Here is a 13,459-nt window from a genome sequence, read left to right as displayed (position 1 = left end):
TCCCTTGCCTCAGCTCGCCCGACGCCTTTTTGCACTGCCCCAGGATTTGGAGGGGGCAGCGCAAAGCTGGCTCGAACACGGCGAGCGGACCCCGCGGGCTGCCCGGTTTGCGTCCTCGGTGGTCCTGCTGCGCGATTCCCCCACCGGCTTGGAGACCTGGCTGGCCTACCGGCCGGGCACCTCGCCGCTGGGGGTCCTCGCGTTCCCCGGTGGTTCCCTGGACGCTGCCGACGACGAGCCCATCAGCTGGTTGGGCCCCTCGCCGCAGTACTGGGCTGAGCAGATGGGTACGGACGACGTCGGGCTGGCCCGGCGGCACGTAGTGGGCGCCATCCGGGAACTGTTCGAGGAAACAGGGGTGCTGCTGGCGGGGCCGGATATGACCAGCACCGTGGAAGCAACCTCCACCACGGAATGGATGCGTGCCCGGGTGGCGGTGGCCGACCAGGAAAAGACCTTCGCCCAGGTGCTCGACAAGCGGGGCCTTTCGCTCCGGACCGACCTGCTGAAGTCCCTGGTGAACTGGCGAAGCCCCGACTTCTCCCACCGCAGGTTCGACACCCGCTACTTCGCTGCCACCGTGCCTCTGGGCCAGGAGCCCACGCTCCTGGAAGGCAAGGGCATCTGGGGCAGGTGGGTGAATGCCGGCAAGGTGATAGAGGAGCGGAACACCACCATCCTCGGGGATGAAGTGGGCCAGGAAAACACCAAGGGCCGCATGCTCGGCGAGCTCCTGGTCCCCGGCTCCGAGATCATGCTGGAAAAGATGGCCACCGCCAACGGCTGCATCGCGTACCTGAGCTACAAGCGCAAAGCCCACGTGTACCAGCCCAGCCTCGTGGTGGAGGACGGCCGGATGCTGCTCGAAGTGGAAGCCGCCAAGACGACGCCCGGCGATCCCCAGCGGGAACGCTAGATCCTGCGGAGCCCAAAACCGCCATGCCCAGCAGCACCAGAAACACAGCCATAGCCACGGACATCGCCATGCACCTCGCGGCTTAAATTCTACCGGGAAATGAAAAGGCCGCCCTTGGGGCGGCCTTTTCTTGTTGCTTAGCGGGAGCGCTGGCGGAGGCGCTGCATATCCAGGATGACGACGGCGCGGGCTTCCAGGCGGAGCCAGCCGCGCTGGACGAACTCGGCCAGGGCCTTGTTGACGGTTTCACGGGAAGCACCGACAAGTTGGGCGAGCTCTTCCTGGGTGAGCTCGTGGGCCACCAGCACGCCGTCCGTTGCCGGGCGGCCGAAGCGGTCGGCCAGGTCCAGCAGGGCCTTGGCAACGCGGCCGGGGACATCGGAGAAGACGAGGTCAGACAGCGAATCGTTGGTGCGGCGCAGGCGGCGGGCAAGGGCCTGCAGCAGCTGGGCGGAAACCTCGGGGCGGCTGCGCAACAGGTTGTTCAGGCTCTCGTTTTTGAGGCCGGCCAGCCGGGTTTCGGACACGGCGGTTGCGGTGGCAGTGCGGGGGCTGGGATCGAACAGGGCCATCTCGCCGAACAGTTCGCCCGGGCCAAGGATGGCCAGCAGCGATTCGCGGCCGTCGGGGGAGGTGCGGCCGAGCTTCACTTTGCCGGACACGATGAAGTAGAGCTGGTCACCCTGGTCGCCCTCGCGGAACACCGATGCGCCGCGGGAGAGGTCAACCTCGGTGAGCTCATCCGTCAGCAGGCGGAAAGCGTCGTCGTCCAGCGTTGCGAAAAGGGGTGCTCGGCGCAGTACCTCGATGTCCATGAAATCTCCTGAGTAAAAGTATCGGCTGTGGCGCTTGTGCCATTGTTTCAGAATTTTCAAGGTTCTGTGACGAAGTTGGCAGCGGAAACACCCGTATGACGGGCGCAAACGGCAGCCCTGGGGCCACAGAAGATTGTCAGGGTCCACCCTTAGAATGAGGTTTCAACTGTTTATAAGGAGCCCTTCGTGGTCGGCTTGACTGTCCTGGACCTGATCCTGATCCTGGCGCTGCTGTCCTACCTGGTCTACGGCCTGCGGAACGGCTTCCTGGTCACGGCAGGCGGCATCGCCGGTTTCGCCGCCGGCGCCGTGGCTGCCTTTTTCGCCGTTCCCCTGGTCAGCGGCTTCGTGGAGGACTCCGGATGGCGGCTCACCGCCATCGTGGCCGCCGCCGTCGTCCTTGTGGTCCTGGGCCACGGCCTGGGCACCATGGTGGGGCGGCAGGTCCGCGGTGCCATGCGCATCCGGCCGCTGCGGGCCGTGGACCGGGTGGTGGGCGGTGCCGTCAACGTGGTGGTCTCGGCGCTGGTGATGTCCATGCTGGCATTCAGCATCAGTTCGCTGGGTGTGCCGATCGTGTCCCAGCAGCTTGCCGAATCCAAGGTCATCCGCTTCATCGACGGGCTGACGCCCAACCCCGTAAAAGCCACCATGGCACAGCTCCGCTCGGCGGTGATCGGCAACGGCATCCCCACCCTCATTGAGGGCCTGGAACAGGGTCCGGCCGTACCTGTGCCCAACGCCAGCACCGATACCCCCGCCCTCAACCGGGCTGCCCAGTCCGTCCTGAGGATCGCCGGCACCGCGTACGAATGCGGCCAGAACCAGACCGGGACCGGCTTTGTGGTCTCCCCGGACAGGGTGGTCACCAACGCGCACGTCGTGGCAGGTGTCTCACAGCCAGTGGTGGAAATGCTCGACGGCGGCGCGATGCCCGGGCGGGTGGTCTACTTCGACACCAAGCACGATCTCGCCGTGCTGGCCGTGGAGGACCTGCCGTTGCAGCCGCTGCCCCTTACCGGAGACCTTCCCGGCGGCAGCCCGGCCGCCTTTGCCGGTTACCCGCACGGCGGTCCCTTCCAGTCCAAGCCCGCCACCATTCAGGACATCACCACGGTGCTGGTCCCGGACATCTACGGCAGCAACCCTGCACCCGAAGAGATTTACCGGCTGGCGGGCGACGTGCAGCCCGGCAACTCCGGAGGTCCGCTCCTAACCACCGAGGGCCAGGTGGCCGGCGTCATCTTCGCCAAGGCCACCTCGGACACCGACATGGGTTTTGCCATCACCATGGACGACCTGAACCCGGTGGCTGCCCAGGCCGGGTCCCTGAGCGCGCCTGTTTCGTCCGGCCAATGCATCCAGAAGTAGCTGCCGGCCCCGACTAAAGGACGTCGGCCAGGTAGTCGATGGCCAGCCGGTAGCCGGTGACCCCGGCCCCGACAATCACGGCGGAACACACAGGGGACAGGAAGGAGTGGTGCCGGAATTCCTCGCGCTGGTGCACATTGGTGATGTGTACTTCGACGGCGGGAAGCTGCACCGCGGCGAGGGCGTCACGCAGCGCCACGGACGTGTGGGTGAACGCTCCGGCGTTGATGACGATGCCTGCCGCGTTGCCACGTGCGGCGTGGATGACGTCCAGCAGGACGCCCTCGTGGTTGGACTGGACGCATTCCACCTCAAAGCCGTGCGCCTTGGCGGCCGACGCCGCCAGCTCTTCAACATCGGCGAGGGTTGAGGTGCCGTACTTCTCCGGCTCCCTGGTTCCCAGGAGGTTAAGGTTGGGCCCGTTGATTACCAGGATAGTGCCGCGGCCAGTCGCGGCGGCGGAGGAAGCTTCAGTCATGGTGTCAAACCTATCGGCTGACGCCAGAGGCCGCGCATTCTTACCTCGGTGAATGCGCGGGGCCGGTACCCCTGCAACAGAGGGACAGGGCAACCACTCCTCAGGAGGCTTCGCGGACGGCCGCCAGCCGCAGCCGGCCCACCCGTTCCTGCAGGACGCGCTGTGCCTCCGTGCCCAAGCCGGGATCGCTGATTACCTCGTCCACATCATCAAGCGACGCGATGGAACTGATGCCGAGCATCCCCCATTTGGTGTGGTCGGCCAGGACCACTGTCTTCCGGGCTGCCGCCACGAAGGCGCGGTCCGTCTCCGCCTCGAGGAGGTTGGGCGTTGTGAAACCCGCCTCGGCATCCATACCGTGGACACCCAGGAAGAGGATGTCCAGGTGCAGCTGCTTCAGGGCGCCGGTGGCGATGGGTCCCACCAGGGCGTCCGACGGCGTACGCTCACCGCCGATCAGGATCACGGTGGACGCGTAGCGGGCCGAACCGGACGACGCCACATGATGGAACAGGTCCGCGATCCGCACCGAGTTGGTCACCACCGTGATCCGCGGCCCGCCGGCCAGCTCCTTCGCCAGGGCCCACGTAGTGGTTCCGGCACTCAGGCCGACAGCCATGCCCTCGGTCACCAGCCCGGCCGCCTCCACCGCAATGGCCCGCTTCTCTGCGGTCAGCTGGGTGGACTTCAGCTCGAAGCCGGGCTCATGGGCGCTGGCATCACCGGGCAGCTTCGCGCCGCCGTGGATCCGCTCCAGCCGGCCGCCCTCCTCCAGCACCTCGATGTCACGGCGGACAGTCATCAGCGAAACGCCGAGCTGCTGCGCAAGATCCGAGACGCGCACAACCCGCTCGCGCTGGAGTGCGTCCAAGATGGCCTCATGGCGGGCGACGGCGAGCATCCGGGCGGGTCCTTAGGGCAGGGGACAGGTCTGCTCCCAGCATACGGCGAGGTGCGGCGGAGGGGCGGGAGTTATCCGGAAGCGCGCGTCAAAGCGAGGAACGAGCAGCGCGCGGAGGATGACTCCCTCCCCTCCCTCACATGCCTACTTCCTGAGGGATGCCGCGATCTGCTGCATGATTGCGGGGTCGGAGAGGGTGGTGGCGTCACCGGGGTCGCGACCTTCTGCGACGTCCTTGAGGAGGCGGCGCATGATCTTGCCGGAGCGGGTCTTGGGCAGTTCCGGAACCACCAGGATGTTTTTCGGCTTGGCGATCGGGCCGATTTCCTTGCCCACGTGGTTGCGGAGCTCCTGGACGGTGTCGTCGCCGTTGTTGGCGGCGTCGCCGCGCAAGATGACGAACGCGACCACTGCCTGGCCGGTGGTTTCGTCCGTGGCGCCCACGACCGCGGCCTCGGCCACTGCGGGGTGGGAGACCAGGGCGGATTCGATCTCGGTGGTAGAGAGCCGGTGCCCGGAAACGTTCATGACGTCGTCCACGCGGCCCAGGAGCCAGATGTCGCCGTCCTCGTCCCTTTTTGCGCCGTCGCCGGCGAAGTACATGTTCTCGAACCGGGACCAGTAGGTGTCCTTAAACCGTTCGGGGTCGCCCCAGATGCCGCGGAGCATGGCCGGCCAGGGTTCGCGGATCACCAGGAACCCGCCATGCCCGTTGGGAACCGACTCGCCCATCTCGTCGACGACGTCCACGGCGATGCCGGGCAGCGGCACCTGGGCGGAGCCGGGCTTGGCGGCAGTGACGCCGGGCAGCGGGGCGATCATCTGGGCGCCGGTTTCGGTCTGCCACCAGGTGTCCACGATGGGGGTCTTGCCGCCGCCGATGACGTCCCGGTACCACATCCAGGCTTCGGGGTTGATGGGTTCACCGACGGAGCCGAGGACGCGCAGGGAGGTGAGGTCGTACTTGTCCGGGATCTCCCGGCCCCACTTCATGAACGTCCGGATTGCGGTGGGGGCTGTGTAGAGGATGGAGACCTTGTACTTTTCCACGATCTCCCACCAGCGGCCCTGGTGCGGGGAGTCCGGGGTGCCTTCGTACATGACCTGGGTGGCGCCGTTGATGAGCGGGGCGTAGGTGACGTAGGAGTGGCCGGTGACCCAGCCGACGTCGGCCGTGCACCAGTACACGTCCGTATCCGGGTGCAGGTCGAACACGGCCTTGTGGGTGTAGGCGGTCTGGGTGAGGTACCCGCCGGTGGTGTGCAGGATGCCCTTGGGCTTGCCGGTGGTGCCGGAGGTGTAGAGGATGAACAAGGGGTGCTCGGAGTCGTGGCCGACGGCGCTGTGCTCGGCGGACGCGGCGTCCACGGTGTCCGCCCACCAGTGGTCCCGTCCTTCGGTCCAGTCCACGTCCTGGCCGTTGCGCTTGACCACCACCACGTTCTGCACGGTGTGGCCTTCGCGTGACAGGGCCTCGTCGACGGCGGGCTTGAGGGCGCTGGGTTTGCCGCGGCGGTAGGTGCCGTCGGCGGTGACCACCAGCTTGGCCTCGGCGTCCTCGATCCGGGAGCGCAGCGCGTCGGCAGAGAACCCGCCGAACACTACCGAGTGCACCGCCCCGATCCGGGCACACGCCAGGAGGGTGATGACCGCTTCGGGGATCATCGGCAGGTAGACAGCCACCCGGTCACCCTTGGCCACGCCCAGGGACTCAAAGGCGTTTGCGGCCTTCTTCACCTCTTCGGTGAGCTGCGCATAGGTGTAGGTGCGGGTATCACCCGGTTCGCCCTCGAAGTGGATGGCAACCCTGTCGCCGCGGCCGGCCTCGACGTGCCGGTCCAGCGCGTTGTATGCGGCGTTGACCTCCCCGCCCACGAACCACTTCGCGAACGGCGGGTTGGACCAGTCCAGCGCCTCGTCGAAATCCTTGCTCCAGGTCAGCAGCTCCCGCGCCTGCTTCGCCCAGAAAGCGGGCCGGTCGGCGTCGGCTTCCCCGTACTCCGCGGCGGTCACCACGGCGTTGGCAGCAAACTCCGGCGAGGGCGGGAACGTCCGGGTCTCATGCAGCAGGTTTTCAAAAGCATCGCCCTGCTGTGCCGAGCCCGCGGGAACGGTGGCCATGGAGCTTGGAGTGTCCTGGGACATGTGAACCTCATCATTCATCGATCTTCACTGGGCGGCGTGGCGGCCACCGGCAGGGACCGTCCGCATGCGCGGCATCGGGCTCCGGCCGATCACGGACACACCGCAAAGAGCTGTTCCGAAACCAAGCCTAATGCTTGGCTGCGCGGGCATGTGCGCCGTGTCACAGACACGACCGCGAACGGCATTTATTTAGCGGTGAGTGGCTTGCGCGGCCGTCCTGGCCGCGTCTCCGCAGCAGCCTGTCAGCTAGTGATCAGCCCGGCTGTTGACTAGGCTGAAATGGAATTGTGGCTTCACTTCGGACCGTTGCAGGCAGGGATCAGCAGTGCCTGGCGGCGGCGGTTCCGCGGTTACATCGGGACGGTTCCCGGACTTCGGTCCGGTGCCGCCACGCTAAGGAGAACAGATGAACCAGCAGAGCTTCGGCCAGAAAACCGGCCCGGACACCACGGCAGGTTCCGGAACGGCGGAATCCGCCACCGGTGCCGGCCAGCAGGCCATGCCCGCAGGCACGGCCACGCCCGGGGGCCTTTCCAAAGACGCACACCAGGCGGTGCTGGGCCCTTTCACCGTGCGGGACCTTGCTGTCTTCGCGGCCACGCTCATCCTGTTTGTCGCATCGCTGTTGCCCATCTTCGGCGGCCGTTACAACCTGTGGAACCTCAATAACCTCTTCTTCCTGGGACTGGGCATCATCCTGCCCCTGATCGTCAGCGCGCTTTTCGCGGCCCGCAGGCTGGCGCCCGCCACGCGGATCCGCGTCGGCTCCCTCTCCGTTGACCAGTTCGCGTCGGTGGTGGCCTGCTTCGCCGTCGCCTTTTTCTTCCTGTCCGTGGCAGGTGCATACGTGCCCAGCCTGCTGGTGGGCCTGATCGGATCCCTGATCTTCTTCGCAGCGACCGTGCTGGGCCGCTTCCTGCCGTATCTTTCGGGCGACTTCAAGGACCGTGCGGAAGTGCCCGCCCATGTGGTGGCCCGCGAGGCCGCAGTCCCCGTCCAAAAGCCGCGTGCCCCGAAAGAGCCCAAGCCTGAAACAGGGTCGAAACCCGGTGGAAAGCTGCTCGGCGGAGCCGCCGGGAAGCTCTTTGGCGGTGCGGGTTCCGGGTCTTCGGCTGTTCGGGCCGGTTCCCCGGACCGCGACCGTGACGGCGAACCGGCAACCGCAGCCGTGCCGTCGGCCGCGGCACACCACGCCCCGGCTACCGCAGCCGTCCCTGCAGCCGGAGCCGTGTCCACCGCTCCCGAAGTTGCGGACCGCCACATTGATGCCGGTCCGCCCACCCAGGCAGCCGACGTCGTAAGCCCTGCATCCGCGCCAGCGGCTGAGGAAACGCAGTTCGGGGACGTGCCCGCGGCACACGGTTCCTCCGCAGCCGGCAGCTCACAGGCAGGACACCACGACGGCGGCGCGCAGCAGGCTGCCTCGCCCGCCCGCAGCACGTGGGAACCGCCGGCTGCCACGGCTGTCCACCAGCAGGTCCGCACGGAGGACCCCATCGGCGCGACCGTCGATCCCTCCAGCCGGCATGACGAACTGGAGGAACAACCCATCCACGAGGCGTTCTGGTTCGCCGTCGCCCAGCACCGCACCGCCTACGATCCGCGTACCGGGGCGCCGGCGTTCGTCATAGAGCCGGGCGGCTGGGTGCTCGCCCTGGAGGACCGGGGGCACGAGTTCCTGGTCCAGCACACGGACGGGCGGCTGGGCGTCCTGCGCGATCTCAGCAATATCGAGCGCGGCTAGCAGCCATGGCCGCGCTGGGCCAGCCTCACCGCAGGGCCGCCAAGGCGGGCGGAAAGACGGCGTCCGCCGGCCAGGCCGCCGGAATGCCGGTAGTCTCCTCCGAGTCGATGCTCGCCCTGAAGCGGCGGGCACGGCGCATCAACAGGGCGCTGGCCGAAAAGTATCCGTACGCGCACGCCGAACTCGATTTCACCAATCCGTTCGAGCTGCTGGTGGCAACCGTGCTTTCGGCCCAGACCACCGACGTCACCGTCAACCAGGTCACCAAGGTGCTCTTTGCCCGTTATCCGGACGCCCGATCGCTGGCTGAGGCGGATCCGCAAGATCTTGAGCTGATCCTCAAGCCCACTGGGTTCTTCCGCGCCAAGTCCAGGAATGTCATCGCGCTCTGTGCCCGCCTGGTGGACGACTATAACGGGGAGGTGCCGGGCCGGCTTGAGGACCTGGTGACCCTTCCTGGTGTTGGCCGCAAGACTGCAAACGTCGTCCTGGGCAACGGGTTCGGTATCCCCGGTGTCTCCGTGGATACCCATTTCGCACGGCTGGCCAACCGGTTCGGCTGGACGAGATCCGACGATCCCGTGCAGATTGAACGGGATGTAACCGAGCTCTTCGAACCGAGGGACTGGACCATGCTGTCCCACCGGGTGATCTTCCATGGCAGGCGGGTCTGCCACGCCCGCAGGCCTGCATGCGGTGCCTGTCCGGTAGCCAACTGGTGCCCGAGCTACGGCATGGGGGAGACGGATCCGGTGAAGGCGGCCAAGCTGCTCAAGTATGAACTGGCTCCGGGGAACGAAGCGTTGCTGGAGCAACTTCTGGCGGAGACGCACAGGGCAGCCGAAATCCGGATGGAATCACAAAAGAGGACACCATGAGCGCGCGCGAAGACCTGGTGGAGCTGGTGCGCCGCGCGAAATCCGGAACGGACACCACGCCTGATCCGCGGTGGGCGGCGCTCACCGTGGATGAGCAGCGGGCACGCAAGGCAGCGGTGCTCATGCTCTTCGGTGAACTCGACGACGTTCCGGCGTCCTCCGGCAAACCGCTGGCACCTGCCGACCTGGATGTGTTGCTCCTGGAACGCGCCCACACCCTCGGGTCGCATCCCGGCCAGGTCGCGTTTCCCGGCGGCAGCATCGATGCCGGCGAGTCTGCTGTGGAAGCGGCATTGCGGGAGGCCGAGGAGGAAACAGGGCTCGAAACGGCAGGCGTGGAAGTCCTGGGCACCCTGCAGCAGCTCGGCCTGGCGCACAGCAACTTTCTGGTGACGCCCGTGCTTGCGTGGTGGCAGTCGCCGTCGCCCGTCCGCGTGGTGGATTACGCGGAGTCCGCGCAGGTCTTCCGGGTACCCGTCCGGGACCTGCTCGACCCGGACAACCGGGTGATGGCCACCGTGCACCGCGCCGGGCGCACCTTTGACAGCCCTGGCTTCACGGTTAACGGCGTATTGGTGTGGGGGTTTACCGGGATTGTCCTCAACGGGCTCTTCGACCAACTCGGGTGGTCTGTTCCGTGGGACCGTACCCGGCTGCACCCGCTGGGGGTGTGACAGAACCAGGGTAGCCACGCGCGCCGTTGAGCGCGGCTGCCCCGTCTGGTGCGGGCACCCTGGTCAGTAACGTGCCCGCAGTCTTGGGGACCTTAGGCCTGCTGCTGCCTCAGGTCCACGACGATCCCCGTTGCCGCGTTTTCCCGCATGGCCTTGATGCCGTCAAGCAGCGTGTTCAGGGATTTGAAGTTGGGTGATACGGCAACGATGTTGCCTTCCCCGTCCGTGAGCCGCAGCCGGTACGACTCGTCGCCAACTCGGTGAATTTCAAATCTGCCCGCCATATGCCGGGACCTCCCGTGGTATGCGTCGTTGCATCAGTTCCGGACCGGTCTGCCTCAGTCGCCGCTAAAAACTGTAACCTTCGTCACGGTCCCCGTCGAGCTACTGCCGGGTAGGTTACTTTCCCTGTGTCATGCGGGGTGGAAATGCGTTGACGGTCCGTCATTTTGCCTTGTCGTAGGAGTCCACTACCGCCACGCTGACCGGGAATTCCACCGGAATGTGGCCGAACAGCAGTTCCTTCGCGGACCGGGCAGCATCCTCGATGGCCCTGATGCTCAGGTCCACCCCCTCAGCCGGGGCGTGGACCATGACCTCGTCGTGGAGGAAGAACACCAGCTCGGCACCCGGTGTGCCGTTTGCGCGCATGCTCCGGAGCCGCCGTCGCAATTCCGCAAGCCAGCAGGCCGCCCAGTCCGCGGCTGAACCCTGCACCACGAAATTCCGGGTAAACCGGCCGCGGGACCGGGCAATGGATTCCGCCCTGCGCTGCTCTTCCGCGGAAGCGGAGCGCTGGCTCTGGTACCAGCGCTCCGAGGGCGGCGGGCTGCTGCGCCCCAGCCTGGTGGTCACCGTCCCGCCGGATTCACCGGTCCGCGCGGCGCGCTCCACGAAGTCCACCGCGCGGGGGTAGGTCCGGGCAAGCTGCGGCATGAGCCGGCCCGACTCGCCCGACGTGGCCCCGTACATGGCGCCCAGAAGGGCCACCTTGGCTTTCGCCCGGTCTCCGCCGAAACCCTTTGCTGCGATGCCGGCGTAGAGGTCCTGGTTCCGTGCCGCCTCGGCCATGACCGGGTCCTGCGCCAGCGCCACCAGGACGCGCGGCTCCAGCTGCGAGGCGTCGGCCACGATCAGTTTGTGGCCAGGGTCGGCATGCACAGCGCCGCGGACCTGCCGGGGGATCTGCAGAGCTCCGCCGCCGCGGGACGCCCAGCGGCCGGACACCACGCCGCCCACCACATACTCCGGCCGGAACCTGCCACCTGCCACCCAGGCATCCAGCCAGGCCCAGCCATTGGCGGTATGCAGCCGGGACAGCTTTTTGTACTCCAGCAGCGGCGCGATGGCGGGGTGCCCGGACTCCCGCAGCTCCCACTTCCGGGTGCTCTTCACCTCAATGCCGTTCCGGTGCAGGGCCCGCATCAGGTCCTGCGGGGAATCCGGGTTCAGGGCGGGCATGTTCAGCAGTTCCCGGAGCTCGGCGGCCAGCATCTCCAGCCGGGCGGGCCGGTGGCCCACGGGCGGGCGCGGTCCCAGTTGTTGGGCGAGTATCCCGCCGTGCAGGTCTTCCCGCCAGGGGACACCAGCGTGCTGCATTTCCACCGCGATGATGGCGGCGGCGGATTCCGCGGCAAGCAGCAGCTGGAGCCTGCCACGGCGGTTCTCCCCGGTACTGGCCGCCGCTATGGCAGCCTGCTGCGCGGCGTACTCCGCACGCAGGCCGTCAAGGGTCTCCACTGGTGCTGCAAGGGTGGCGGGTTCGTCGAAAAGGGCGCCCTGGTCCGCGGGCGGCCGCGGCGGAAGGAGCGTCCTGGGCGGGAGCGCCGGGTCTTCCACGGGCGTCAGGCCAGCGGTCCGGGCATAGTCGGTGTGCGCCGTGAACTCCGAAAACGCCAGGATGTTCCCGCAGAGGGTGATGTCGTAGCACCGCTCCACCTCCACCCCGGCCCGGAGCAGTCCCGGGTACCAGTCCTGGGTGCGGCGCCAGATCCAGCGCGGGGCCGTCCCGCCCGGGCGGTCCTTCTCCACCTGGCGGACGACGGCGGCGAGGTCCTCGTGCGCCACAATGCGGGGCTCGGGGTTGGCTGGCAGGGGATCACCCGCCTGGGTCAGTTCCTGAAGCACCGCGCCGCGGGGGTGGGCGGCGAGCAGCAGGTACATGGTCCCATTCTGCCCTGTTTCCTGTGCCGGTCCTTCCCGGTGTGCGTGCTGCCGCCTGCTCCGGATCTTTCGTGCTTTTCCACATAGCGGCCGCTGCGGCTTACGCCGGGCAGGCCGCCAATGGAGAGTGGCTCCATGAGCAGGCACCAACTCACCCCGTCCCATTCCGGTCCGGCCTCCGGCGGCTCCCTGCGAGCCTCCGGTTTCCGGGATGCCGGGCGCTTTCCCGTCGCGGCTGCCGCGGAACCTGTCCCCGGTTCCTGGCTGCCCGACGCTTCGGCGGAGGTACTGCTGGTGACGTCTTCCGCGTTGCTAAGGGCAGAGGTGGAACGCATCGTGGCTGCTGCCGGTGCGCACCTGAGGGTTGCCGGTGACGCAGCCGAAAGCGGCAGGTACTGGGACTCTGCCGGCGCTGTCCTGGTGGGCAGCGACGTCCGAGAACTGCCGCCCCGGCGGCGTGCACCGGCCGTGCTGGTGGGACTCGATGGCGAAGGTGACAGCCTGTGGCACCTGGCGGCAGCACTGGGGGCAGAGCGGGTGGCGGTCCTCCCGGATGCGGCCGCCTGGCTGGCGGACCACCTCAGCCGTTCGCGCTCGCCGGAAGCGGGCGGCCTTGTCCTGGGTGTGACCGGCGGCTGCGGTGGGGCCGGGGCCACCACGGCAGCGGTGTGGATAGCGCAGGCTGCGGCAGGACTGGGCGTCCGGGTGCTCCTGGTTGACGGGGACCCATGGGGTGGCGGGGTTGAGCTTGCCATCGCAGCCGAGGAGAATCCGGGCCTGCGATGGCCTGACCTCGCCGAGGCCCGGGGCAGCATCGACCCCGTCCAGCTTTCGGACGCATTGCCTGTGGCGGGTGGTTTCTCTTTTCTTTCCTGGCCTGCCAGCAGGGAGCCATCCGTTCCTGTCGCCGCTGCCACCAGCGCCGGTGTACTCGATGCTGCCCGGCGGGGTTATGAGCTGGTAGTGGTGGACATCGGCAGGAGGTCGGAGCCACTGCAGGCCTTTGCATGGGATTGTGACCGGATCCTGGTGGTGGTTCCCGCCCAGCTAAAGGCCGCGGTGGCTGCGGCGCGGCTGCTGCAGGAGTTCCCGCCCGTTGAGGCTGCCCTGCTGGTCCGCGGTAAACCCGGCAGCGCCCTGGACGGTTCCCTGCTCTCCGAAGCCATCGGACTGCCGGTCCAGGGACGGGTCCCGGAACTGCGCGGGGTGCCCGCGGCCATGGAATCGGGACGACTTCTGGACTTGGGCAACCGGCGCAGCGTCCGGCACTTCGCGGCTTCCGTCCTCGACATGCTCGGAGACGACATGCCCCTTTGCGAGCCGGCGTGAGTAAGGGCGATTCCGCCGTGGGTCCGGCTTCCGAAGGTCCGCCCG

12 protein-coding genes are annotated in these 13,459 nt (G+C 67.5%); 6 read left to right on the top strand and 6 right to left on the bottom strand.

The genetic code is table 11. The annotated features are described in order from the left end of the window. Positions 1-4 precede the first annotated feature (4 nt). Positions 5-916: an NUDIX hydrolase gene (locus tag ACLH0K_RS14845; RefSeq protein ID WP_411374314.1), complete on the top strand. Its 912-nt coding sequence runs from the start codon at positions 5-7 to the stop codon at positions 914-916. Between the two features lie 137 nt (positions 917-1,053). Here ACLH0K_RS14845 and ACLH0K_RS14840 read toward each other — a convergent pair whose 3' ends face one another. Beyond that, positions 1,054-1,731, bottom strand: a complete 678-nt coding sequence (locus ACLH0K_RS14840) for a Crp/Fnr family transcriptional regulator (RefSeq protein WP_138134702.1) — start codon at positions 1,729-1,731, stop codon at positions 1,054-1,056. Positions 1,732-1,917: 186 nt separating this feature from the next. Between ACLH0K_RS14840 and ACLH0K_RS14835 the strand changes: the two genes are divergently transcribed. Next, positions 1,918-3,102, top strand: a complete 1,185-nt coding sequence (locus ACLH0K_RS14835; RefSeq protein WP_411374313.1) for a MarP family serine protease — start codon at positions 1,918-1,920, stop codon at positions 3,100-3,102. A gap of 13 nt (positions 3,103-3,115) precedes the next feature. On the opposite strand, the gene aroQ is transcribed toward ACLH0K_RS14835, so the two are convergent. The 3 genes from aroQ to acs form a co-directional block, all read right to left on the bottom strand. Then, positions 3,116-3,580: a type II 3-dehydroquinate dehydratase gene (gene aroQ / locus ACLH0K_RS14830; protein ID WP_411374312.1), complete on the bottom strand. Its 465-nt coding sequence runs from the start codon at positions 3,578-3,580 to the stop codon at positions 3,116-3,118. Between the two features lie 100 nt (positions 3,581-3,680). Further along, the gene (locus ACLH0K_RS14825; protein ID WP_411374311.1) at positions 3,681-4,481 is read right to left on the bottom strand and encodes a DeoR/GlpR family DNA-binding transcription regulator; all 801 of its coding nucleotides are present in this window, start codon (positions 4,479-4,481) and stop codon (positions 3,681-3,683) included. A 144-nt stretch (positions 4,482-4,625) separates the two neighbouring features. Continuing rightward, positions 4,626-6,626, bottom strand: coding sequence for an acetate--CoA ligase (gene acs, locus ACLH0K_RS14820; RefSeq protein WP_411374310.1), 2,001 nt, complete (start codon positions 6,624-6,626; stop codon positions 4,626-4,628). A gap of 406 nt (positions 6,627-7,032) precedes the next feature. Here acs and ACLH0K_RS14815 point away from each other — a divergent pair, with 406 nt between their 5' ends. The 3 genes from ACLH0K_RS14815 to ACLH0K_RS14805 all read left to right on the top strand — a co-directional run bounded on the left by ACLH0K_RS14815 (position 7,033) and on the right by ACLH0K_RS14805 (position 9,922). Continuing rightward, a complete protein-coding gene (locus ACLH0K_RS14815; protein WP_411374309.1) occupies positions 7,033-8,370 on the top strand; it encodes a hypothetical protein in 1,338 nt (445 codons plus the stop codon). 83 nt (positions 8,371-8,453) lie between these two features. Beyond that, positions 8,454-9,248 carry an endonuclease III gene (gene nth, locus ACLH0K_RS14810; protein ID WP_411376489.1) on the top strand — a complete coding sequence of 265 codons (795 nt, stop codon included), beginning with the start codon at positions 8,454-8,456 and terminating at the stop codon, positions 9,246-9,248. Continuing rightward, the gene (locus ACLH0K_RS14805) at positions 9,245-9,922 is read left to right on the top strand and encodes an NUDIX hydrolase (protein ID WP_411374308.1); all 678 of its coding nucleotides are present in this window, start codon (positions 9,245-9,247) and stop codon (positions 9,920-9,922) included. Before nth ends, ACLH0K_RS14805 begins: the two co-directional genes overlap by 4 nt. Positions 9,923-10,014: 92 nt before the next feature. Here ACLH0K_RS14805 and ACLH0K_RS14800 read toward each other — a convergent pair whose 3' ends face one another. Further along, positions 10,015-10,206 carry a YegP family protein gene (locus ACLH0K_RS14800; RefSeq protein WP_411374307.1) on the bottom strand — a complete coding sequence of 64 codons (192 nt, stop codon included), beginning with the start codon at positions 10,204-10,206 and terminating at the stop codon, positions 10,015-10,017. Positions 10,207-10,366: 160 nt separating this feature from the next. Beyond that, positions 10,367-12,085 (bottom strand): bifunctional 3'-5' exonuclease/DNA polymerase, encoded by a 1,719-nt coding sequence (locus tag ACLH0K_RS14795; RefSeq protein WP_411374306.1) that lies wholly within the window; start codon positions 12,083-12,085, stop codon positions 10,367-10,369. A gap of 135 nt (positions 12,086-12,220) precedes the next feature. Between ACLH0K_RS14795 and ssd the strand changes: the two genes are divergently transcribed. Next, positions 12,221-13,414 (top strand): septum site-determining protein Ssd, encoded by a 1,194-nt coding sequence (gene ssd / locus ACLH0K_RS14790; RefSeq protein WP_411374305.1) that lies wholly within the window; start codon positions 12,221-12,223, stop codon positions 13,412-13,414. Positions 13,415-13,459 lie beyond the last annotated feature (45 nt).

The organism is Arthrobacter sp. MPF02, assembly GCF_046605375.1.
Classification (GTDB): Bacteria; Actinomycetota; Actinomycetes; order Actinomycetales; family Micrococcaceae; genus Arthrobacter.
The sequence above is the reverse complement of the archived record's forward strand: the minus strand, read 5'-3'. Positions and strand labels throughout refer to the sequence as shown.

Bases quoted from the DNA above. Each gene is read 5' to 3' on its own strand.
- ACLH0K_RS14815 (WP_411374309.1), top strand. From the start codon at position 7,033: ATGAACCAGCAGAGCTTCGGCCAGAAAACCGGCCCGGACACCACGGCA.
- ACLH0K_RS14825 (WP_411374311.1), bottom strand. From the start codon at position 4,481: ATGCTCGCCGTCGCCCGCCATGAGGCCATCTTGGACGCACTCCAGCGC.
- aroQ (WP_411374312.1), bottom strand. From the start codon at position 3,580: ATGACTGAAGCTTCCTCCGCCGCCGCGACTGGCCGCGGCACTATCCTG.
- nth (WP_411376489.1), top strand. From the start codon at position 8,454: ATGCCGGTAGTCTCCTCCGAGTCGATGCTCGCCCTGAAGCGGCGGGCA.
- ACLH0K_RS14800 (WP_411374307.1), bottom strand. From the start codon at position 10,206: ATGGCGGGCAGATTTGAAATTCACCGAGTTGGCGACGAGTCGTACCGG.
- ACLH0K_RS14840 (WP_138134702.1), bottom strand. From the start codon at position 1,731: ATGGACATCGAGGTACTGCGCCGAGCACCCCTTTTCGCAACGCTGGAC.
- ssd (WP_411374305.1), top strand. From the start codon at position 12,221: ATGAGCAGGCACCAACTCACCCCGTCCCATTCCGGTCCGGCCTCCGGC.
- acs (WP_411374310.1), bottom strand. From the start codon at position 6,626: ATGTCCCAGGACACTCCAAGCTCCATGGCCACCGTTCCCGCGGGCTCG.
- ACLH0K_RS14805 (WP_411374308.1), top strand. From the start codon at position 9,245: ATGAGCGCGCGCGAAGACCTGGTGGAGCTGGTGCGCCGCGCGAAATCC.
- ACLH0K_RS14795 (WP_411374306.1), bottom strand. From the start codon at position 12,085: ATGTACCTGCTGCTCGCCGCCCACCCCCGCGGCGCGGTGCTTCAGGAA.